The sequence below is a fragment of the Halanaerobium saccharolyticum genome (assembly GCF_003259895.1).
Taxonomy (GTDB): domain Bacteria; phylum Bacillota; class Halanaerobiia; order Halanaerobiales; family Halanaerobiaceae; genus Halanaerobium; species Halanaerobium saccharolyticum_A.
Genome location: NZ_QLME01000003.1, coordinates 175,833 through 197,385, shown reverse-complemented (window position 1 = coordinate 197,385; position 21,553 = coordinate 175,833). Strand labels below are relative to the sequence as shown.

Sequence of the window (21,553 nt, the reverse complement as noted above, 5' to 3'; positions counted from 1 at the left end):
TTACAACCAGTAATTTTTATTTAACTGCATAAATATAATTTGTGCATATGAAACTCTAAAACTTAAGCAGAGGTGAATATAAATGAAAAAAGTTGCTTTTGATCAGGTATTAAATAAGTATAAGGAAGTTTTGCCCAATGGAGTATTTTTAACAACAAAAGATGATCAAGAAATTAACACAATGACAATGGGCTGGGGAACTACTGGTTTTATCTGGAATCAGGATATTTTGATGGTACCAGTTAGAAAATCACGCCACACACATCAGCTGATAGAAAATAGTAAGTATTTTACTGTCAGTGTACCACTAAATGGCCAACTAAAAAAAGAACTGCAGTTTTGTGGAACTAAGTCCGGGAGAGATTATAATAAAATTAAAGAATTAAATTTAGAGCTGGCAGAAGTTAAAGAATGTGATGTTCCAATTATTAAGGGTAATGATTTACATTTTATCTGTAAGATTAAATATCAGCAGGATATGCTGCTTAAAAATTTAGCTGAAGATGTCTCAGAAAAAAATTATTCCAATCAAGATATGCACACATTTTATTACGGAGAAGTTGTGGCAGTTTATAAAGAAGAATAAAGTAATATTTTTTAAAGATTTTACTTAACTTAGATATTAGAATAAAATATAAAATAAAGCAGAGGCTCTAGAAGCAAAAAGTTTTCGCTGGGATGGGGATTTGATCAGCTTTTTAATTTATGGACGTCCTGAGAAAAAGGATAAAAAGCTTGATTTTAACTCATTTCAACGGAAATTTCTTTTTTAAAGTAAAAACTTCGTAAAATTATTATTTTGCGAAGTTTTATTAAAGATATGAATTATCTATAAAAATCTACCTAAAACAATTATACTATAATCTTCATCTTTTATCTCATATCTTAAGTTTACTTAAGATATTGGGATTTTAAAAATAAAAAAATAGTACCGGGTACTTGAGAAATTTTTCCAGGTACCCGGTACCTTATTTTTAACGGTACCTTATTTTTAAATATCCAGTTCTTTTATATTTTCTTTTAAATGCTGAGCTGAATCTTTAAATTCTTTTTCTTCTTTTTCGGAAAGTGGTAATTCTAAAACACGCTCTATTCCTTTAGAATTAATTATTGTCGGTAGACTTAAGCTCATGTTTTCAACTCCGTAATATCCCTCCATTAATGATGAAACTGTTAAAACTGCATTTTCATCTCTCAGGATAGCTCTTGCAATTCTGGCCACTCCCAGAGCAACTGCATAAAATGTTGCACCTTTTTTATCAATTATCTCATAAGCTGCATTTTTAACCTGATCACTTATTTCTTCTAAATCATGTTCATCACAACCTTTATTACAGATTGGACAGTAATTTTCTATCTTTGTTCCTGCAATATTGGTCAAACTCCAGACTGGCACCTCACTATCTCCATGTTCTCCAATAATATAACCATGAACATTACTTGCTGCTATATTACAATTTTTGCTCAATAATGATCTGAAACGAGAACTGTCAAGTACTGTTCCAGATCCGATAACTCTATTGGCTGGAAAGCCTGATAACTTGTAACTTAAATAAGTCAAAATATCAACCGGGTTTGTAACTACAAGCAGTATTCCTTCCTGATTATATTCAGTTATAGAAGAAATTATATTCTTAAAAATTCCAGTATTTTTCTTAACCAAATCAAGTCTTGATTCTCCAGGTTTTTGAGCTGCTCCAGCAGTAATCACAATCAACTTAGCATCTGCTAAGTCTTTGTAGTCGCCCGCATAAATATCAACAGGATTAACAAAAGAAGCTCCGTGCCTTAAGTCCATTGCTTCTCCTTCGGCCTTTTCTTTATTAACATCTATTAATACTATTTCTGATCCTACTCCCTGAACCATCAGAGCATAAGCTGTTGTAGCGCCAACTCCACCAGCACCAATGACGGCGATCTTATTTGGGTTTAAATTCTTATCCATCTTATATCACCTCATTAAAGTATTATCTTGATTATTAAATTAAGTCATATCTCTACTCATAATTAAGTATAGCATTTTAATCAAGAATAAAAGTAAAATATTTTACAAATATAATTCTTTATAATCTCAGGTACCAGGTACAAAAAATCTTTTTTGTACCTGGTACCTGAACATAAATGTTAAATGACTACTTCATTATTCTTTTTATATTCTTGATAGCGCCTGTGAACTGTGGACTTAGAGACATCATATCCCAATCCCCTCAAAGTAGCTGCAATATCTTTAAAAGTTAAGTCCAATTTTCTTAAGCGAATAATTTCCTTTAAAGGAACTTCCTTGCGATCCCTTCCGCCCTGATCAATATTCTTTAAGTTATCAGCTGGATTAAACTTACCTTCAGCAATTTTATTTTTCATGGCCCTGCTAATATTTTGATTTCTGAGTTCCTGTTGATAATTTTCTACCACAGATAAGATTTCTAATATCATTTTTTCTAGATCATTTAAGGCAATAGCACCTTTATCTGCTAAAGTATGTATTTCAGCTCCCATTTTTTCCACTTGATGAATTAAAGCCATCTTAGCATTACCTCGTCCCAGGCGGCTGCTATCCTGAACTAATAAAATATCAATCTTTCTTTTTTTGATTAAATCAAGAACTTCAATAATTCCCGGCCTGCTCTCATTAAAGCCGCTTTCTTTTTCTTCTACCGTCTTAAGAACTTTTAATTCATTTTCCATTGCATAGCTTAATAGTTCTTCTTTCTGTCTTTTTAAACTTGTACTCTGACTTTCTTTCTGTGTACTAACTCGGGTGTAAATAATTGTTTTTTTCATTTTTAATCAGTCCTTTATTTTAATAATTTATTAATTATAAGAATAGTTATTAAGAAAATATTATAACAAAAAATGGTTGTAAAACAGCTAAACCCTCTGAATTACAACCATCTTCATATTTTTTGAGATTTATATTTATATTTTAATTGGTATTTAATAAAATAAGTAAGGTAAGAGCAAGTATTTTTATAAATTAATTGCTATCTATATTCAAATAGTTCAATTAGTTTAAAGGAATTATCAATTCTCTTCCAGGAGTAATTATCGCAGAATCTATATTATTAATTTTTTTGATATTATAAATTATTTTTCTAAGATCAACATTATTTGAATTATAATAATAAGCAGCTATTGACCAGAGAGATTCGCCACTTTCTATTTCATGTTTGATAAAATTGCTGGTGTTTTCTCCCGATCCAATTAGAGAAAAAAGAGAAATAAATAAAATGCTTAGTAATACTATCCCAATTACTGTAGAAAAAATCTTAATAGAAATTGACTTTTTCTTATTCCTATCTGTCTTAGCTCCCTGATAATTTAATATATAAGTATTTAAACCATTCATAAATAACCCCTCCTGATATAATATAAAATTCATACTTAAAAACACCTGTACTAAACAATTGTTTGTTATTTATATTATAGCAATACGTATGTTCAATGTCAAGGATTATTTGAACGATTGTTTGTCTATTTATCAGTTTTATGTTATAATAAAAGAAAAATGAATGGAGGAAACAATTATGGAAGAATTATCTAAACGACAACAAAGTATCTTGCAATTTATTATAGATGAAATTAAAGCTAAAGGATATCCACCTTCTGTGAGAGAAATTGGAAAGGCTGTTGGACTTAAATCCCCTGCTTCTGTTCACAGCCATTTAAAAACTTTGGAAAAATTAAATTATTTACGCAGAGATCCTGCTAAGCCAAGGGCAATCGAGGTTATTTATAATAACAATCAGGAACCTAAAAATGATAAGGAAATGATTAACATACCAGTGGTTGGTAAAGTTACTGCAGGTGCTCCTATTCTGGCGGAAGAAAATGTAGAGGATTATTTTCCTTTACCTTTAAGCTATTTAAAAGTAGGCAATAATGATCTTTTTATGCTTAAAGTTAGTGGAGACAGCATGATTGAAGCTGGTATTCATGATGGTGATTTTGTAATTGCTGAAAAACAGAGTTATGCTGAAAATAATGAAATTGTTATTGCACTGCTTGATGAAGAAGCTACAGTTAAGCGCTTTTTTAAAGAAGAAAATCATATCAGACTGCAGCCCGAAAACTCAGCCTATGAGCCGATTATTTCTAAGGATGTAAAAATTCTGGGTAAGGTTACAGGCCTTTTTAGAAAATTTGATTAAATTTTGTTTTAAAAATAAAAAAACTAAGCTATTTAAAGCTTAGTTAATAAAGTCATAGCACTATAAGTACTATCTAATATTATTTAGTTATTTAAATCTATAAAATTTATATGTTTTTAATTATATTTCTCCGCTATTGGATAATTCTTTTATCCGATCAGCGGCTTTTTTTATCAATTTGAAATCATGCCAGCTATATTTTTTCATATTTTCATTTCTGAGTAAATAAGCAGGATGAAAGGTTGGTAAAAAGAAAATATCTCCTCTTTTAAACCATTTACCTCTCACTTTAGAAATTGAATCTTCAGGATCAATTAGAAACTTTGTAGCTGTTGAACCCAGAGTAACAATCACTTTGGGCTGGACCAGTTCGATTTCAGCTCTAAGAATTGAAACACAGGCCTCAAATTCATTCTGATGGGGAGCTCTATTCCCGGGAGGTCGACATTTGATTACATTAGTTATATATAAATCTTCCCTTTTTAAATCTACTGCAGCTAAAATCTTATCCATTAATTTACCGGCACGGCCAACAAAAGGACGCCCCAAACGATCCTCGTTTGCGCCTGGGCCTTCACCAATTAACATTATATTATTATTTATATCTCCTTCTCCCATCACAACTCCATTAGCTCCTTCGCGCAGCTGACAGCGGTGACATTTTAAAGCTTCTTTCTTCAATTTTTGATAATCTTTACTGGGGTAAGAAAATAGCTGCTGAATTTTAAAGTTTCCCTGCTGATCAAATAACATCATATTCCTCCCAAATAGATTATTCTATAAACTACTCTGCAAAATCCTGATATTCTTCACTCGCCAGTGCTCTAAATAAGTTTCTGGCACTTGCTGCTTCTAACGCAGCTCTAAAATAATTACCATTTTCATAATAGGCATATCCTTTAATTAAATGAGAATACTCATTTTCCTGAATGGAAAGCGCCTGATCGGCATAGTTTAGTGCCTTTTCGTATTCTTCAAATTCTACTAAAGCTGCTGCAGCATGATTTAAGGCCCATAAATTATTTGGATCAATTTCAAAAATATACTCAAATAATGAGACTGCTTCCCTATAATTTTTATTGATTACTTCTCTAAAAGCAGCATAATTTAAAAGCAGCAAATCATCGTAGGATTTATAATTTTCCCATTCTGCTAAATATGGAGAAACAGCAGCATTAAAATCCTTTCGGCTAACACTGCTGCCAAAAACATCTATAATATCATATGCTTTTTTAATTTCTCCAGTATTAGCATAGGCTACTGCCATAGTATAATTTAAAACAATATCATTCTTATTTTGATTCAGCTGTTTCTGGGTAGTATTGATCAATTCCTCCCAGGGAAATTTAGAATCAGCAGCTGTATTAATAGAGAATGCTGTAACTATAAATACTATGATTAATATAATTAAAACTTTTTTCTTCAAGAATAATTCAACTTCCTTTGACAATCAGATTAGTAGTACAATCATTTTAAATAAAACTTATTCTTCTTCTAGGTTAAGAAGACCACTTGTTTTTTCAACCGGAGCAATAGTAGAAATAGCATGTTTATAGATCATCTGGTCTCTTTCATCACTTCTCAAAATAACTGTAAAGTTATCATAGGCTTTAATTCTACCTTTTAATTGATAACCATTGACAAAGTAAACAATAACCTCAATGTCCTTTTCGTGAACATTTTTTAAAATATGATCTTGATAATTAATATTGTTATTACTCATCTCTGCAGCCCCCTTTTATATTTTTAAAGCTCTTATATATTATAATTTCAATATTATTATTAAAATTCCTGCATAGATAAATAAATATTGCCTTATAAATTAATTATTATCCGCTATTTCTTTGAAATATGAGTTTCCACTGTCAAAATAAGACTTTAACTGGTAATATATATCATCTGGAGAGCGAACTCCAAAACCGGTATAAACTGAATTTCCATCTTTAAAGACTTTAAAGACAGGTACAGAATTGATTCCATAACGCTCAAAAATTTCTGGAGCAGCAGCTAATTTTAATTGATAAAATTCTAACTGAGGAAAAGATTTTATCACTTGATTTATATTTTTTTCTGCAAGCTGACAGTAGCCACAGCCATCATTGGAAAAGAGAACAAAAAGCGCATCTTTTTCTTTTAATAACTGATCAAATCCTTTTCCACTAGAAATCAATTTCTTTTCTTTTTTTGTATTCCTCTTCATAATCTTTTTCTCCTTTAATCAACTCTACCATATTATTTAATATTTCCGTTTTATTTTCCTTTTCAATATTAAATACAATTAAATTATTTTCTTTTCTCAACCAGGTAAGCTGTCGTTTAGCAAAATGCCTGCTTCGTTTCTTGATTTCATAAACAGCTTTTTCCAGACTGGTTTCTCCTTTAAGATAAGAAATTAACTCCTTGTAACCCAGAGCCTGCTGTGCTGTATCACTTAAATTATCAAAGTTATTTAAAAGAAACTTAACTTCATCTAAAAGCCCACTTTCCATCATTAGCTCAACTCTGTTGTTAATTCTCTGATAGAGATTTTCCCGGCTCCTGATTAAAGCAAACTTATATGCACTGTAGCGAGGGGGCTGCTGCTGTTGTTTCTTTTTATAATAACTTTTAGTTTTTCCTGTTTGTTCATAAATTTCAATTGCTCTGATAACTCTCCGCAAATCATTAGGATGCAGTTTTTTGGCTGTTACTTCATCTTTTTTTGCCAAAATATCATGGACTGCTTCTGTACCCTGATCTTCAGCCAAATTCTCAAATTTTTGACGAAGTTGATAATCAGGATTGATTTCCGGCAGCATAAATCCTTCCAGTACAGCTTTTAAATAAAGATGAGTTCCTCCTACTAACATAGGCATTTTATCTCTCGTTTTAATTTCTGCAATTGTTTGATCACAGTCATCTTGAAAGCGGGAGACAGAATATTCTGCTTCTGGAGTTAGAAAATCAATCAGATAATGTTCTACCTGATCTCTTTCAGCTTTAGTGGCTTTAGCTGTACCAATATCCATATGCTGATAAATCTGCATAGAATCAGTTGAAATTATCTCAGCTTCAATTTTTTGAGCCAGTTTAAGTGATAATTCTGTTTTTCCCACTGCTGTGGGCCCTGTTAAAACAATTAAATCTCTCATTATCTACCAAGTCCTTTTTCAATTTCTTCGCGGCTGATATTAATCATAATTGGCCGGCTGTGGGGACAGCGATAAGGATTTTCTGTTTTATATAAATCCTTAACCAGCTGAATACTTTCTTTTTTTGTCAGCGGCTGTCCAGCTTTTATTGAGGATCTGCAGGCTAAATACTCGAGCATTCTTTTCTGAATTTCCGCTGCAGATTTGGCTTTACCCGCCTCAGCAAGTTCTGCTATTAGTTCTTCTATAATATTTCTTGTTGGTTTATTTTTCAGTAAAACAGGAACTTCCTGTATTAAAATTGTATTATTACCAAAATCACTAAAGTCAATTCCAATTTCTCTGATTTCAGCTTCATACTGTCTAACAATCTCTCTTTCTTCTGCTGACAATTCAATTTTAACTGGCAGAAGTAGTGACTGAGAAGCCTTATCCTTTTTATTGAATTCAGCGTAAAATTTTTCATATAAGATTCTCTCCTGAGCATTATGCTGATCAACAATTTTTAAACCCTGATCAGTTTCGATTAATAAATAACTGTTAAAAATTTGACCCAGAAACTTAAAATAGCTTTCTTCTGCCTCAACCCCAGCTAGAGAATATTCCTGATTTTCATTTACTGCTATTTGTTGATTAAAATCTTTAGTCTGCTCAGAAATATTTTCCTGATTCTGGCCTTTCTCATCACCGTAATTTATATTTTTTTGATAATTATTTTTATTATAATTCTTAGAATTGGAGCCTCTGTATTTATTACCATAATTATTACTGTCTTTATTTTTACTTTGAGAATTATAATTGTTTTTAGAAACATTTTGATCTGAATAGCTTTTATTATTAGTATTCATTTTCTTTGGTTCAGAATTCTCTGTATCAGTTTGCTTTAACTGTTCATTATCTTTTTTAAAAAGTTGATCTCTTTCTATATTTTCTTCAGAATCTTTATCTGTCTCATTTAACCCAGAAGATTGCTTTAATTTAATTCTAGTAGTGGGATCATTTTCTTTTAAAGTTCTACGAACTGCCTTATTAATAACATCAAAAATAATCTGACTGCGGCTAAATTTCACCTCACGTTTGGCAGGATGAACATTGACATCCACCAAAATTGGATTAACTTTAATAAATAGAAAAACAATGGGTTTTCTACCCGGATCGATTAATTTATTATGAGCGGTTTCTACTGCTTTTGCTGTTAAATTATTATAAATTGGTCTGCCATTAACAAAAAATAGTTCATGACTTCTGCTGGAACGAGTTAACTCTGGGCGACAGAGATAACCACTCAGCTTAATATATCTGTCTTCTATATCGATGGGAACTAAGTTTTCTGCAATTTCACTCCCATAAACAGCATAAATTGTATCTTTAAGCTTTCCATTACCGGGAGTGGATAAAATTTGTCTTTCATCATGGTAGAGTTTAAAACTCAACTCACTGTTGGCGGTAGCTTCGGCACTTACAATTTTACTGATATGCGAAAACTCAGTTGTTGTTGTTTTTAGATATTTATAGCGGGCTGGAGTATTGTAAAATAAATCTCTGACAATGATTTCTGTACCTATTGTTGAACCTACAGGTTTTTTATCTATTATTTCTCCACCCTTTAGTCTAATTTTTACAGCCTGATCACTATCCTGGTGACGGCTAATCATTTCTATTTCAGCTACAGAAGCAATACTGGCTAAAGCTTCACCACGAAAACCAAGACTATAAAGAGAATAAAGATCATCTATGTTTTCAATTTTGCTGGTAGCATAGCGGTTAAAAGCTGATTCTATATCATCAGCCTGAATACCATGACCATCATCCTTAACCTTAATCAGTTCCCGTCCACCATCTTCAATTTTAATTTCAATATTTTTGGCCCCGGCATCAATAGAGTTTTCAATCAATTCCTTCACTATTGAAGCTGGTCTTTCTATTACCTCACCTGCTGAAATCTGATTTGCTACACTCTGAGGAAGCTGTTTTATAACACCCATTTTAATTCTCCTCTTCTTTTAAATCCTTTTTTAATTTATATAAAAAGTTCATAGCATCCATTGGAGTCATCTCTAATATATCCTGTTCATCAAGCTGCTTTAGAATTGGATTTTTTTCTGAATTAAATAACGGCAGCTGCTGATGTTTATCATCAGCCACTGTTTTTTCTAATTTGCGAACCGGCATTTTATTGTTTTCTTCCAGCCGCGATAATATTTTCTGAGCACTGATTATAATTTCCTCCGGCAGCCCTGCCAGTCGGGCAACTTCTATTCCATAACTGTCACTAGATCTGCCCTCAACAATACGGTGTAAAAAGTGTACCCCATCACTATCTTCTTTAACCAATACATTGTAATTTTTAATGCCCTGGTACTCATCTTCCAATCTTGTAAGTTCGTGATAATGTGTTGCAAATAAAGTTCTTGCACCAATACGCTCTGGGTTATTAAGGTATTCACTGACAGACCAGGCAATAGAAACACCATCATAGGTGCTGGTACCTCTTCCTACTTCATCTAGAATAATTAAACTTTTTTCGGTACTGTTATTAACTATATTCGCAACCTCGTTCATTTCTACCATAAAAGTACTCTGTCCTGTTGTTAGATCATCACTGGCTCCAACTCTGGTGAAAATTCTATCTGTTAGTCCAATTACAGCTTTATCTGCCGGCACATAAGATCCTACCTGTGCCATCAATACAATCAAGGCAACCTGCCTCATATAAGTGGATTTACCGGACATGTTGGGACCTGTAATGATAATAAAGCGCTGATCACTCTGATTTAAATAACAGTCATTTGGTACAAACTGCTCGGCAAACATTTTTTCTACTACTGGATGACGTCCATTTTCAATTTTAATTTCCGCCCCATTATTAATTTCTGGTCGACTATAATTATTTTCCATTGCCAGATAGGAAAATGATAATAAAACATCTAATTGGGCAATTATAGCAGCTGTCTGATTGATTCTTTCTACTTCTTCTGCTATTTTATCTCTTATTTCTACAAATAAATTATATTCTAAATCATTTATCTTCTCTTCAGCACCAAGAACTTCTGATTCTTTTTCCTTTAATTTTGGAATAATATAACGTTCACTGTTGCTTAAAGTCTGTTTGCGTTCATATCGATCTGGTACTTTATCAGTATGAGAATTTGTCACTTCAAGATAATAACCAAAAACTTTATTAAAACCAACCTTTAAAGTATTGATCCCTGTTTTTTCTCTTTCCTCTTTCTGGAGAGAAGTAATCCAGTCCTTGCCACTGCTGACTAAGTCTCTTAAGTTATCTAACTTCGAGTTATATCCATCTTTAATAATTCCACCTTCAGTTATTGTAGTAGGAGGCTCTTCTTTAATTGAGCCATCAATTAAAGCATGAATATCTTCTAAAAGATCAAATTTTTGCTGCAGTTCAAGCAGTAAATCACTTTCCAGTTCAGCCATTAATTCTTTAACAGCGGGCAGTTTAGCCAGCGAATTTCTTAAAGCAATCATATCTCTTGCATTAGCTGACTGATAGGTTATTTTACTCATAATTCGCTCTAAATCGTAAATTTCTATAAGCTCAGATCTCAGTTTTTCTAATATCATATAATTATCAATAATCTCTGCCAGCGCCTGATGTCTTTTAACAATTTCCTCTTTTTGAATTAGAGGCTGATTAATCCATTTTTTTATTTCTCTCCCACCCATAGAAGTTACAGTCTGGTCTACTATTGAAAGCAGGGAACCTGAACGCTGATTATCTCTTATCGTTGAAGTTAGCTCCAAATTTCTGCGGCTGGCTGAATCTAAAACCATATAATCTTCTAAATGATATGATTTTAAAACTGTAATCTGATTAACAGTTCTTTTTTGAGTATCTCCTAAATAAGAAAGCACCTGTCCAGCAGCATAAACTGCTGCTTTCATTTCTTCACAGCCAAAACCCTCCAGTGACTTAAGCTTAAAATGATCCAGCAGCCTCTGATAAAGTCGATTATATTTTTTATCTTCCAGAATATTTAAAGTGAAATTATAAACATTCTGTAATTCACTGATTAAATCAGATTTAGCTGTTTTCTGATCTAATAATATCTCCTGAGGAGAAATTCTGTTGATCTCATCCTTTAATTTACCCTGATCTGAAGCAGGAAATTCGGTTAAATAAAATTCTCCGGTTGAAATATCTGTATAAGAAAAGCCATAATAATCTCCAAATTGAAAGGCAGCAGCCAGATAATTATTCTCATTATCAGCTAAAATTTCATTTTCAATAACCGTTCCTGGAGTTACAACTCTGATCACATCTCTTTCCACAATTCCACTGCTTTCTGAAGGATCTTCCAGCTGTTCACAGATTGCTACCTTGATTCCATTTTTGATTAATTTTTCAATATAAGAGGCAGCTGAATGATAGGGAACACCAGCCATTGGTATTTTTTCGCCTCCACCTTTATTACGTGAAGTTAGGGCAATATCCAGGATTTTAGCAGCTCTTTTAGCATCCTCACCAAACATTTCGTAAAAATCTCCCAGCCGAAAAAATAAGATTGAATCCTGATATTTATTTTTTAAGTCATGATACTGCTGCATCATCGGTGTTAACTCTGCCAAATTAATCCCTCCAAACCAAAATTTATAATAAATAAGCTAAAACCTGAAAGATCTATTAAATTATCCTCCAGGTTTGATTTATGAATCATTTCTTCTGTACAAGGTACAAAAAGAGCTTTTTGTACCTTGTACCTAAATATAATTATTCAATTACTGTTCCTTCTAGAGTCCAGCTTTTAGCATCCTCAATCTTGACCTTGACTACTTCCCCCACCAGATCCTCTCTTTTATCGATAAAACAGATTTTATTGGTAGATGTGCGACCTTCAAATACTTCTGGATCATTATTGCTGGGACCTGTAACTAATATTTTCTGGATACTTCCAATTAATTTCTGATTCTGATCATAACTAATCTTATTCTGCAACTCCATTAAACGATTTAAACGTCCTTTTTTAACAGCTTCAGCTATCTGATCATCTCTGCGAGCAGCAGGAGTTCCACTCCGGGGAGAATAGATAAAAGTGTAGGCCATATCAAATTTTAACTCTTTGACCAGCTCAATTGTCTTTTCAAAGTCTTCTTCACTTTCTCCCGGAAAACCAACTATAAAGTCTGTTGAAACAGCAGCTCCAGGTATTTCCTGCTGTATTTTTTTAACACGATCTATATAATATTCTCTAGTATAGCCTCGGTTCATTTCTTTGAGCACCTTATTACTTCCGGATTGAACCGGCAAATGAATATGATTGGCCACCTTATCAAGATTTTTAATTTTAGCTAATAAATCATCAGAAAGATCTCTTGGATGAGAAGTCATAAAGCGAATTCTCTTAAGTTCTTCCACTTTATTTAATTCTTCCAGTAATTTAGGAAAAGTAATCTCTTTTTCTAAATCATTACCATAAGAATTAACATTCTGACCTAAAAGAGTGATTTCCTTGACCCCATCTTCAGCCAGCCTTACTGCTTCTTCCACAATAGATTTAACAGATCGACTGCGTTCTCGTCCTCTAACATAGGGAACTATACAGTAGGTACAGAAATTATCACAACCCTGAATGATTGAGATCCAGGCAGAATGTTCTGATTCCCTCTGTGAAGGTAAATCAGGAATTAAGCCTTCTTCTTCATCCCAGACTTCAACTACTCTATCTCTTGTTTCCTCAATTTTTTTTATCAAATTTGGTAGATGGTGAATATTATGAGTCCCAAAAATTAAATCTACATGACGGTATTTTTTATATACTTCATCAACTGGTTCATCCTGCTGCATCATACAGCCGCCAATCCCAATAATTAAATCAGGATTTTCTCTTTTGTATCGCTTAAGTTCACCCAATTTACCAAATACTTTCAATTCTGCATTTTCTCTAATAATACAGGTATTTAATAAAATTATATCTGCACTACCTAATTCTTCGGTCTGCTGATAACCCATTTCTTCCAGCATCCCGGCCAGTCTTTCCGAATCATGTTCATTCATCTGACAGCCATAGGTTATTATATTATAAAATTTATTTTCACTCATTATTTCACTCCTGTAGTTAATTAAAACTATTACTTTTCATCAAAATTCTTTAGCTGGTCTAAACTTTCATTTTTACCCATTACAACCAGGCGGTCACCTTCGAGTATTTTATCCCCAGCTCCAGGAGAAATATTTAAATTATCTCCCCTCTTAATTGCCATCACATTAACATTAAACTTCGATCTAAATTCCAGTTCTTTTAAAGTCTTTCCGACCATTTTGTCAGTAGCAATAATCTCTATAACACCGTATTCCGGTGCAAATTCTATATAATCAAGCACATTAGAAGAAATAAGATTATGAGCAATTCGTGCTCCCATATCTCTTTCTGGATAAACAACTCTATCTGCTCCTACTTTGCTTAAAACTTTTCCATGTAAAGTATCTGGAGCTTTCACAATAACATAAGGTACTCCCAGTTCTTTTAATATTAACGTACATAAAATATTAGCAGAAACATTATCTCCAATACTAACAACTGCAACATCAAAATTTCTAACTCCCAGAGTTTTTAATGCTTCTTCATCTGTAGCATCTGTCTCTACTGCATGGGTTACCTTAGTTGAAATTGACTGTACTCTTTCTTCATCTTTATCTATAGCTAAAACATCATAACCATTATCAGCCAGAGTTGTAGCAACACTGGAACCAAAACGGCCTAAACCAATTACAACAAATTGTTTCATTTATTTGTCCTCCTGTCAATAAACTCATTTCAACTATGCTGCTGTTATCCTACCATTACCTTTTCGGTTGGATAATGATAAGTTCCTTTTCTCTGTTTTTCCCCAATTGCTACCGCCAGCGTTAAAGGTCCAACTCGTCCGGCAAACATAGTTATTGTAATTAAGACTCTGCTTATTTTAGACAATTGTCCGGTAATACCGGTCGATAAACCAACTGTACCAAAAGCAGACACAGTTTCAAATAAGGCATCTATAAATGGAAAGTCTTCTATAATCAATAATAATGTTGTAACCAGAATTACCAACCCTGCAGCAAGCATTGTAATAGTGAAAGCTTTGTAGATAATTTGTTTTTCAAATCTGCGATTATAAATTTCCATATCCTCTTTACCGGTAATCATATTTTTCATCGTTACCAGAATAACTCCAAAGGTGGTTGTCTTTATTCCTCCACCGGTTGATCCCGGAGAAGCACCAATAAACATTAAAACAATAATCAAAAATAGTGAAGATTGTTTTAAGGCACCTGTTGGAACTGTATTAAAACCTGCTGTACGGGGAGTAACCGAAAGAAACATTGCTCCCAGAGTTTTATCCAGTAAAGGTAGTCCCTCAAGTGTATTATTATATTCTAAAATAAAAAAGGTAATAAATCCAAAGACTAATAAAGCTAGAGTCATCACAATCACAATTTTAGTCTGTAAAGTAGTCTTTTTAAATTTAATTCTGTTATAGGCTTCCATCATAACTCCAAAACCAATTCCCCCGAGAATTATTAGGGCCATGATGACAAAGTTAATTGTAATATCACCGGTAAAACTTTCTAAACTATTGCCAAAAAGATCAAAACCAGCATTGTTAAAGGCTGAAACCGCGTGAAAAATAGAAAGATAAATTGCTCTCCAGAATGGATAATCCTGACTTAAACGTAAAAATAAAATTGCAGCCGCTGTTCCTTCTATAGCAAAGGTAAAACCTAAAAGATACTGAACCAGTCTTACCATACCGGAAATCTGATACTGATTTAAGTCTTCCTGAATTATTAGCCTCTCTTTAAGACTAATTTTCTTACCGACCACAAATGCAAATAAAGTAGACATCGACATAATCCCGAGTCCACCAATCTGGATTAAGAACATAATTACAGTAGAACCGAAAATAGTAAAAGCTTCTTTTGTATTTACTACAATCAAACCAGTTACACAGGTGGCTGAAGTTGCTGTAAACACTGCATCTACAGCGCCAAGACCCTGACCATCGGTTGTCGCAACTGGCAGCATCAAAAGCAGAGATCCAATCATAATAATTACAAAATAGCCGCTCACCAGATATTGAGCTGGTGTTAAGTTTTTTTTCTTTAAATTCATTTTTTCCACGTCCTTATTCCACTACTAGCTTATTTCTTATTCGAAGTAATTATACTATAATTAATTTTGAAAGTAAAATAAAAACTGGGGTTAAAGCCCCAGCTTTTTAAAAATATTTAAATATAAGTAAGATTAGCCATCATATGGTTCAAACATATCTTTACCTACACCACATTCAGGACATGTCCAATCATCTGGAAGATCTTCAAAAGATGTGCCTGGCTCAATTCCACCTACAGGATCTCCTTCTTCTGGATCATAAATGTACATACAAACTGTGCATTGATACTTCTGCATATTAGTCGCTCCTTCCTAATTATAGTATTTATTTATCTAACTAATTATAAAACAAAAATAGCTCAAATGTCAAGTTTTTACTATTATAGACGTTCAAAATATTCTGGTGAATAAGCAGACTTTAAACCACTCATACTTGCTATCCGCTCAGCAATCAAAGCAGCAATTAACAGCGGAATAGTCAGACTGTAATTATGAGTAAATTCCAGAATGATAAAAGTTGCTGTTAAAGGAGCTCTGATAACTGCACTAATAACTGCTGCCATTCCAATCAAAGCATATAAAGAAGCGGATCCACTGGAAAAAGGAAAATATTGATAAAATAAAGTTCCAATAATAATTCCGGTCAAACTACCAATAAATAAGGAAGGGGAAAATATTCCACCTGACCCACCTGAACCCAGGGTTACAGAAGTAGCAATAATTTTAAATATTAAAAGCAGAAATAAAAAACCAAGATTAAATTCTGTCTGGTTAAATAACGAAACAATTATTCTGTTTCCGGAACCCATAATTTCTGGCAGCTGAAAAGCAATCATTCCCAGCAGCAGTCCTCCCAAAGCAGGTTTAAAAACAATATTTACTTTTAAATTATCAAATAAATTAGATAGTTTACGCAGAGTATAGACAAAAGCCACAGCAAAAAAAGCAGCAAATATACCAATAACTGCCGCTGTCAAAAAGTTATAAGCACTTCCAACCTGACCCAGATTTAAATCTGGAAGAAAAAGTTTTTTACCACTCCAGCGAACAACCATATCCGCAGAAATTGCACTGACAGCAACCAACAGCAGCCGATTTTTTTCTACTTTATTAAATAAAATCTCACTGACAAACATAATTCCACCTAAAGGCGCGTGAAATAAGCCTGCAATTCCAGCGGCAGCTCCACAGCCTAAAAAAGTTTGATAATCAAAAAGCTCTAAATTAAGTTTATAAGCAATTAAATCACCAATTCCAGCTCCAATCTCTACGATTGGACCAATTCGACCACCAGATCCCCCGCTAGAAATCGTAATTGCAGAAGCAAAACCTTCTGTCAATAGATCCCTATATGTTAAATGCCGTTCTTTGCTCTCGATTGAGGTCAAAATAGCAGGAATCCCGTGCCCTTTAGCTGTCATACTTCCATATTTAATTATAAAGCCAACCACAAGTCCTCCCAGGGCTGGTAAAAATAAAAATATTAAGCGGTTATTAATTGTCAGCTCTCCCCCGATACCAATCAGAAAAAAGGTGGAAAAGTCTAAAAGATTATTATAAATTAGAGCAATTAATCCCACTATCAAACCTAATGAAACTGCTATAATTATTTTTGAATATCTGTTAAGATAGTTTTTACTGGCTGACAAAAAATCACCGCCCTAAATAACAATCAAGTTTCAAATAGCATTAGACATCAATAGTCTGAGCTAGTTCTGCGTTTTTAAAGATAAATTCTTTTCTCAAAGAAGCATTTGAACCCATCAGGCGAGTAAAAATATCATCAGCTTCAATTTCATCATCGATTTCAACTTTCTGCAGGACTCTATTTTCTGGATCCATTGTTGTATCCCAGAGCTGCTCAGGATTCATTTCTCCCAGACCCTTGTATCTCTGCAGGGAGAAACTGCTCCCCTCATTTTCTGTTCTATATTTTTCTAATTCCTGATCACTATATAAATAGTGACTTTTACCACGTTTTGTCACCTTATATAAAGGTGGTTTGGCCAGATAAATATGTCCATTATCAATTAGCTCTGGCATGTAACGATAAAACAGAGTCAAAATCAAAGTGGCAATATGAGCGCCATCTACATCAGCATCAGTCATGATTATAATTTTATGATAGCGAAGTTTTTTTAGATTAAAATCTTCCCCAATTCCAGCTCCTAAAGCAGTAATGATTGAAGCAACCTCATTATTATTTAATATTTTGTCCAGTCTGGCTCTTTCTACATTCAGTATCTTTCCTTTAAGCGGCAAGATAGCCTGAAATTTGCGCTCTCTACCCTGTTTGGCAGATCCACCAGCAGAATCACCCTCAACAATAAAAAGTTCACTTTTTTCGGCCTTTTTACTGCTGCAGTCAGCAAGTTTACCAGGCAGAGAATTGGATGACAGAGCAGTTTTTCTTTTTGTCAGCTCTCTTGCTTTTTTAGAAGCTTTACGAGCTCTGACAGCCTGAACAGCCTTATCAATTACTTTTTTAGCTAAATCCGGATTTGTATCAAAATATAAACTTAAATATTCATAGACTTCACTTTCTACTATACTCCGGATTTCACTATTTCCGAGTTTAGACTTAGTCTGCCCTTCAAACTGCGGTTCAGGTAATTTAACATTAATCACCGCTGTAATTCCTTCTCTGACATCTTTACCATTTAAAGAAGAAATCTTTGCTGGCAGCTGATTATTATTTTTGGCAAAGTTGTTGATAGCTCTGGTTAAAGCAGTTTTGAAACCGGTCAGGTGATAACCACCATCAACTGTGTTTATATTATTGGCATAGGAGAAAATTCGCTCATTATAACCGTCATTATATTGAACTGCAATCTCTACTTCATAATCATCAGGTTTTGATTCAAAATATATTATATCTTCATTAATCACATTTCGATCTTTATTTAAAAATTCAACAAAAGCTTTAATGCCACCATCATACTGAAATTCTTCTTCTTCAATTTTTTCTCCCCGCTCATCTTTCAGGATCAGAGTTAAATCTTTATTTAAATAGGCTGATTCCTGCAGTCGATGAGCCAAATTATCGTATTTGAATTCTGTAGCTGTAAAAATTTCTGGATCCGGCTTAAAGCGGATTACCGTACCACTGCGATCAGTGCTCCCAATTTTTTTTAATTTATCAACTGGAATCCCTTTTTTATAGTGCTGCTGATATTTATTACCCTTCCAGTGAGTTGTAATTGTTAATTTAGAAGAGAGAGCATTAACTACTGAAACACCAACTCCATGCAGCCCACCAGAAACCTTGTAACTGTTATTATTAAATTTACCACCAGCATGCAGGGTAGTTAAAACCACCTGGACCGCAGGCAGACCTGTATCTTTGTGAATATCAGCAGGGATTCCACGCCCAAAATCTTCTACTGTAATTTCTTCACCTTCGTGAATAGTGACTTTGATTCGATCACCATTTCCGGCTAAAAATTCATCTATACTGTTATCTACTACTTCCCAGACAAGGTGATGTAATCCCCTAATTCCTGTACTCCCAATATACATCCCCGGTCTTTTACGAACTGCTTCCAGACCTTTAAGCACCTGTATCTGATCAGCATTATAATCTACATTGTCAAAAAGTGTATCCATCGATCTTCACCATCCTCCATTTCATTATTATAACAAAGAGAATCTTAGAATGCCAGTCTATTCAGCTTTAAATTTGCAAAATCTATGATAAAAATGGTATTATAAATAAGCAGAAAACGATTAATTTGAGAGGAGATCGATAATGAAAGAAGAAATTTACCCAATTGCAATTGAAGATAAAATGAAAGATGCTTATTTGAATTATTCCTTAAGTGTAATCATCGGCAGAGCTCTGCCAGATGTTAGAGACGGTTTAAAACCCGTGCATAGAAGAATACTTTTTGCGGCTCGAGAACTGGGGCTGCTTCACAACAGGCCCCACAAAAAGTCAGCCCGTCTGGTTGGTGAGGTTTTAGGTAAGTTCCATCCTCATGGTGATAGTGCTGTTTATGATGCTATGGTCAGAATGGCTCAGGACTTTAACCAGCGCTATCAATTAATTGACGGCCACGGCAACTTTGGTTCGATTGATGGAGATAGTGCTGCTGCTATGCGTTATACAGAGACAAAATTAACAGAAATTGCTGAAGCCCTATTAGATAATATAGATGAAGAAACTGTTAATTTTATCGATAACTTTGACGGCAGCCTCCAGGAACCGGAGGTTTTACCTTCTAAGATACCAAATCTTTTAGTAAATGGCTCCAGCGGTATTGCCGTAGGTATGAGTACCTCTATCCCTCCTCACAACTTAGGAGAGGTTATAGACGCTCTGATTCACCTGCTGGACTATCCTAATGCCCGACTGGATACAATAATTAATAATCATCTACCTGGTCCCGATTTCCCAACCGGTGCTTCAATAGTAGGTAATGATGGTATTAAAGCTGCCTATGAGACTGGTAAGGGGAAAATAACCTTAAGAGCAAAGAGTAAGATTGAAAAAGAAGGCAGACACCAGAATCTAATTATTACTGAAATTCCATATCAGGTTAACAAAGCTAAATTAATTGAAGAAATAGCTGAGCTGGTTAATAAGGGCAAAATTTCTTCTGTTTCTGATTTAAGAGATGAATCTGATAAAAAGGGAATTAGAATTGTAATTGAACTAAAAAGCAGTGCTGATCCAGAATTAACTTTAAACAGATTATATAAATATACTAATTTACAGAACAATTTTCGAATCAATCTTTTAGCACTTAATAATAAAAAACCTGTTGTGATGGGACTTCTAGAAATTTTAAATCACTTTTTAGATTTCCGGAAAGAAGTTATCAAAAATCATACTGAATATAATTTAAATAAATCCGAAAATCGTTATCATATTCTGGAAGGATTAAAACGAGCTATTGATGAACTGGATATAGTAATTCAGGTCATTAGAAATTCTCAATCTAAAAAGGAAGCAAAAGATAAATTAATGGAAGCTCTAGAAATTTCAGAAAAACAGGCACAGTCAATTTTAGAAATGCAGCTGCAGCGGCTTGTTGGAATGGAATTTGAAAAGCTGGAAGCTGAAAGAGAAGAACTTGCTGAAAAAATAAATTATTATAAAAACATTTTAGATAACAAAGCTGAATTAAATAATGTTCTTCGAGAAGAACTAAAAGAAATCAAAAAACGTTTTAATGATCAGCGTAGAACTGATATTATTGCTGATGATAGTAAGGCTGAAATTACTAAAGATGATTTAATTAAAGAAAAAAATGCGGTTCTTTCTCTTTCCTATCGCGGAATTATTAAAAGAAATGATGAATTTAAAAGCTTAAGATCAGCAAAAAATGATTATTTGATCTCAACTGTTGAAGGTTCGTCCCTGGATCAGCTTCTATTCTTTAGCGATCAGGGAGAAGTATATAATTTACAGGTTCATGATATTGAAGAACATCACGGTCTGGCCACAGGTGATAATTTAAGTAAATATCTTCAGATCCCAATGAAAGAAAATATTATTTCACTTAATATTTTAGCTAAAAAAGCCGCCGACACTAAAGATCAATATTATACCTTTGCCACCCAATCAGGCTTAATTAAGAGAAGTAGTGCTGATGAATACAGAACAAATTACAGCCATATTAGAGCAATTAAATTAGATGATGATCAGCTGATTAATGTTGAAAAAACTGACTCTGTTCAGGATTTAGTTGTAGTCAGCAAAAATGGGTATTTGATCAGATTTAGTGGGGATACCTTCTCTACTACAGGACGCAACACTCTGGGCAGTAAGGCAATAAACTTAGGCAAAAATGATCAGGTACTGTACTTTAATACTTTTGATCAGGATAATTTCTTAGTCTCAATTAGCGATGATGGTAGAGCTAATAAAATTAAACTGAGTAATTTTAGAGCTCAAAAAAGAAATGGCAGAGGTATAAGAATTTTCTCCAATACAAATTATAAATTAGCAGGTGCAGTGAAGGCAGTAAAAGATGATAAAATACTAATTGCTGCTAAAAATGGAGAGATTAATGAAATTAAAGTTAATGATATACCTGAAACCTCAGCCGGGGGGAATATGTATCAGGTGACTAAAAATCTTAATTTTGAAAAGATAGTAGCAGTAGAAAAAATTATTGAAACTGAATAAAAATCTAATTTAATATTATATAGG

Annotated in this window: 19 protein-coding genes; 3 read left to right on the top strand and 16 right to left on the bottom strand. The window is 33.5% G+C overall.

Annotated features, from left to right (window positions below; genetic code table 11):
- Positions 1-82: 82 nt before the first annotated feature.
- The gene (locus C7958_RS03905; RefSeq protein ID WP_111571361.1) at positions 83-586 is read left to right on the top strand and encodes a flavin reductase family protein; all 504 of its coding nucleotides are present in this window, start codon (positions 83-85) and stop codon (positions 584-586) included.
- Between the two features lie 405 nt (positions 587-991).
- On the opposite strand, the gene C7958_RS03900 is transcribed toward C7958_RS03905, so the two are convergent.
- The 3 genes from C7958_RS03900 to yneA all read right to left on the bottom strand — a co-directional run bounded on the left by C7958_RS03900 (position 992) and on the right by yneA (position 3,346).
- Positions 992-1,945: an L-lactate dehydrogenase gene (locus tag C7958_RS03900; RefSeq protein WP_111571360.1), complete on the bottom strand. Its 954-nt coding sequence runs from the start codon at positions 1,943-1,945 to the stop codon at positions 992-994.
- A 179-nt stretch (positions 1,946-2,124) separates the two neighbouring features.
- Positions 2,125-2,781, bottom strand: a complete 657-nt coding sequence (locus tag C7958_RS03895; RefSeq protein WP_111571359.1) for a YneB family resolvase-like protein — start codon at positions 2,779-2,781, stop codon at positions 2,125-2,127.
- Between the two features lie 223 nt (positions 2,782-3,004).
- Positions 3,005-3,346: a cell division suppressor protein YneA gene (gene yneA / locus C7958_RS03890; protein ID WP_111571358.1), complete on the bottom strand. Its 342-nt coding sequence runs from the start codon at positions 3,344-3,346 to the stop codon at positions 3,005-3,007.
- Positions 3,347-3,524: 178 nt separating this feature from the next.
- Here yneA and lexA point away from each other — a divergent pair, with 178 nt between their 5' ends.
- Complete coding sequence (lexA, locus tag C7958_RS03885) at positions 3,525-4,148, top strand: transcriptional repressor LexA (protein WP_111571357.1); 624 nt, start codon at positions 3,525-3,527, stop codon at positions 4,146-4,148.
- 120 nt (positions 4,149-4,268) lie between these two features.
- Here the strand turns inward: lexA and C7958_RS03880 are convergent, their stop codons facing one another.
- From C7958_RS03880 to gyrB, 13 genes are all read right to left on the bottom strand, one after another.
- On the bottom strand, positions 4,269-4,901 hold the full coding sequence (locus tag C7958_RS03880; RefSeq protein WP_111571356.1) for a uracil-DNA glycosylase: 633 nt from the start codon (positions 4,899-4,901) through the stop codon (positions 4,269-4,271).
- Between the two features lie 31 nt (positions 4,902-4,932).
- Positions 4,933-5,574: a tetratricopeptide repeat protein gene (locus C7958_RS03875; RefSeq protein ID WP_111571355.1), complete on the bottom strand. Its 642-nt coding sequence runs from the start codon at positions 5,572-5,574 to the stop codon at positions 4,933-4,935.
- 57 nt (positions 5,575-5,631) lie between these two features.
- Complete coding sequence (gene hfq, locus C7958_RS03870) at positions 5,632-5,871, bottom strand: RNA chaperone Hfq (RefSeq protein ID WP_111571354.1); 240 nt, start codon at positions 5,869-5,871, stop codon at positions 5,632-5,634.
- A 99-nt stretch (positions 5,872-5,970) separates the two neighbouring features.
- On the bottom strand, positions 5,971-6,348 hold the full coding sequence (locus tag C7958_RS03865; RefSeq protein WP_111571353.1) for a thioredoxin family protein: 378 nt from the start codon (positions 6,346-6,348) through the stop codon (positions 5,971-5,973).
- Positions 6,308-7,279: a tRNA (adenosine(37)-N6)-dimethylallyltransferase MiaA gene (gene miaA, locus C7958_RS03860; protein ID WP_111571352.1), complete on the bottom strand. Its 972-nt coding sequence runs from the start codon at positions 7,277-7,279 to the stop codon at positions 6,308-6,310. The genes C7958_RS03865 and miaA overlap by 41 nt, the downstream gene beginning before the upstream one ends.
- Positions 7,279-9,264 (bottom strand): DNA mismatch repair endonuclease MutL, encoded by a 1,986-nt coding sequence (mutL, locus tag C7958_RS03855; RefSeq protein ID WP_111571351.1) that lies wholly within the window; start codon positions 9,262-9,264, stop codon positions 7,279-7,281. Before mutL ends, miaA begins: the two co-directional genes overlap by 1 nt.
- A gap of 1 nt (position 9,265) precedes the next feature.
- Positions 9,266-11,872, bottom strand: a complete 2,607-nt coding sequence (mutS, locus tag C7958_RS03850; protein WP_111571350.1) for a DNA mismatch repair protein MutS — start codon at positions 11,870-11,872, stop codon at positions 9,266-9,268.
- A 142-nt stretch (positions 11,873-12,014) separates the two neighbouring features.
- Positions 12,015-13,343, bottom strand: a complete 1,329-nt coding sequence (gene miaB / locus C7958_RS03845) for a tRNA (N6-isopentenyl adenosine(37)-C2)-methylthiotransferase MiaB (RefSeq protein ID WP_111571349.1) — start codon at positions 13,341-13,343, stop codon at positions 12,015-12,017.
- A gap of 29 nt (positions 13,344-13,372) precedes the next feature.
- Positions 13,373-14,029 (bottom strand): potassium channel family protein, encoded by a 657-nt coding sequence (locus C7958_RS03840; RefSeq protein WP_111571348.1) that lies wholly within the window; start codon positions 14,027-14,029, stop codon positions 13,373-13,375.
- A 44-nt stretch (positions 14,030-14,073) separates the two neighbouring features.
- Positions 14,074-15,396 (bottom strand): TrkH family potassium uptake protein, encoded by a 1,323-nt coding sequence (locus tag C7958_RS03835; protein ID WP_111571347.1) that lies wholly within the window; start codon positions 15,394-15,396, stop codon positions 14,074-14,076.
- Positions 15,397-15,528: 132 nt separating this feature from the next.
- On the bottom strand, positions 15,529-15,693 hold the full coding sequence (gene rd / locus C7958_RS03830; RefSeq protein ID WP_005488503.1) for a rubredoxin: 165 nt from the start codon (positions 15,691-15,693) through the stop codon (positions 15,529-15,531).
- 83 nt (positions 15,694-15,776) lie between these two features.
- Positions 15,777-17,045: a chloride channel protein gene (locus tag C7958_RS03825; protein WP_111571346.1), complete on the bottom strand. Its 1,269-nt coding sequence runs from the start codon at positions 17,043-17,045 to the stop codon at positions 15,777-15,779.
- Between the two features lie 40 nt (positions 17,046-17,085).
- On the bottom strand, positions 17,086-19,002 hold the full coding sequence (gene gyrB / locus C7958_RS03820) for a DNA topoisomerase (ATP-hydrolyzing) subunit B (RefSeq protein ID WP_111571345.1): 1,917 nt from the start codon (positions 19,000-19,002) through the stop codon (positions 17,086-17,088).
- Between the two features lie 142 nt (positions 19,003-19,144).
- Between gyrB and gyrA the strand changes: the two genes are divergently transcribed.
- Positions 19,145-21,529: a DNA gyrase subunit A gene (gyrA, locus tag C7958_RS03815; RefSeq protein ID WP_111571344.1), complete on the top strand. Its 2,385-nt coding sequence runs from the start codon at positions 19,145-19,147 to the stop codon at positions 21,527-21,529.
- Positions 21,530-21,553: the final 24 nt, after the last annotated feature.

Excerpts from the sequence above, each read along its gene's own strand:
- C7958_RS03905 (WP_111571361.1), top strand. The coding sequence starts at position 83 with ATGAAAAAAGTTGCTTTTGATCAGGTATTAAATAAGTATAAGGAAGTT.
- C7958_RS03900 (WP_111571360.1), bottom strand. The coding sequence starts at position 1,945 with ATGGATAAGAATTTAAACCCAAATAAGATCGCCGTCATTGGTGCTGGT.
- C7958_RS03895 (WP_111571359.1), bottom strand. The coding sequence starts at position 2,781 with ATGAAAAAAACAATTATTTACACCCGAGTTAGTACACAGAAAGAAAGT.
- yneA (WP_111571358.1), bottom strand. The coding sequence starts at position 3,346 with ATGAATGGTTTAAATACTTATATATTAAATTATCAGGGAGCTAAGACA.
- lexA (WP_111571357.1), top strand. The coding sequence starts at position 3,525 with ATGGAAGAATTATCTAAACGACAACAAAGTATCTTGCAATTTATTATA.
- C7958_RS03880 (WP_111571356.1), bottom strand. The coding sequence starts at position 4,901 with ATGTTATTTGATCAGCAGGGAAACTTTAAAATTCAGCAGCTATTTTCT.
- hfq (WP_111571354.1), bottom strand. The coding sequence starts at position 5,871 with ATGAGTAATAACAATATTAATTATCAAGATCATATTTTAAAAAATGTT.
- C7958_RS03865 (WP_111571353.1), bottom strand. The coding sequence starts at position 6,348 with ATGAAGAGGAATACAAAAAAAGAAAAGAAATTGATTTCTAGTGGAAAA.
- miaA (WP_111571352.1), bottom strand. The coding sequence starts at position 7,279 with ATGAGAGATTTAATTGTTTTAACAGGGCCCACAGCAGTGGGAAAAACA.
- mutL (WP_111571351.1), bottom strand. The coding sequence starts at position 9,264 with ATGGGTGTTATAAAACAGCTTCCTCAGAGTGTAGCAAATCAGATTTCA.
- miaB (WP_111571349.1), bottom strand. The coding sequence starts at position 13,343 with ATGAGTGAAAATAAATTTTATAATATAATAACCTATGGCTGTCAGATG.
- C7958_RS03840 (WP_111571348.1), bottom strand. The coding sequence starts at position 14,029 with ATGAAACAATTTGTTGTAATTGGTTTAGGCCGTTTTGGTTCCAGTGTT.
- C7958_RS03835 (WP_111571347.1), bottom strand. The coding sequence starts at position 15,396 with ATGAATTTAAAGAAAAAAAACTTAACACCAGCTCAATATCTGGTGAGC.
- rd (WP_005488503.1), bottom strand. The coding sequence starts at position 15,693 with ATGCAGAAGTATCAATGCACAGTTTGTATGTACATTTATGATCCAGAA.
- gyrB (WP_111571345.1), bottom strand. The coding sequence starts at position 19,002 with ATGGATACACTTTTTGACAATGTAGATTATAATGCTGATCAGATACAG.
- gyrA (WP_111571344.1), top strand. The coding sequence starts at position 19,145 with ATGAAAGAAGAAATTTACCCAATTGCAATTGAAGATAAAATGAAAGAT.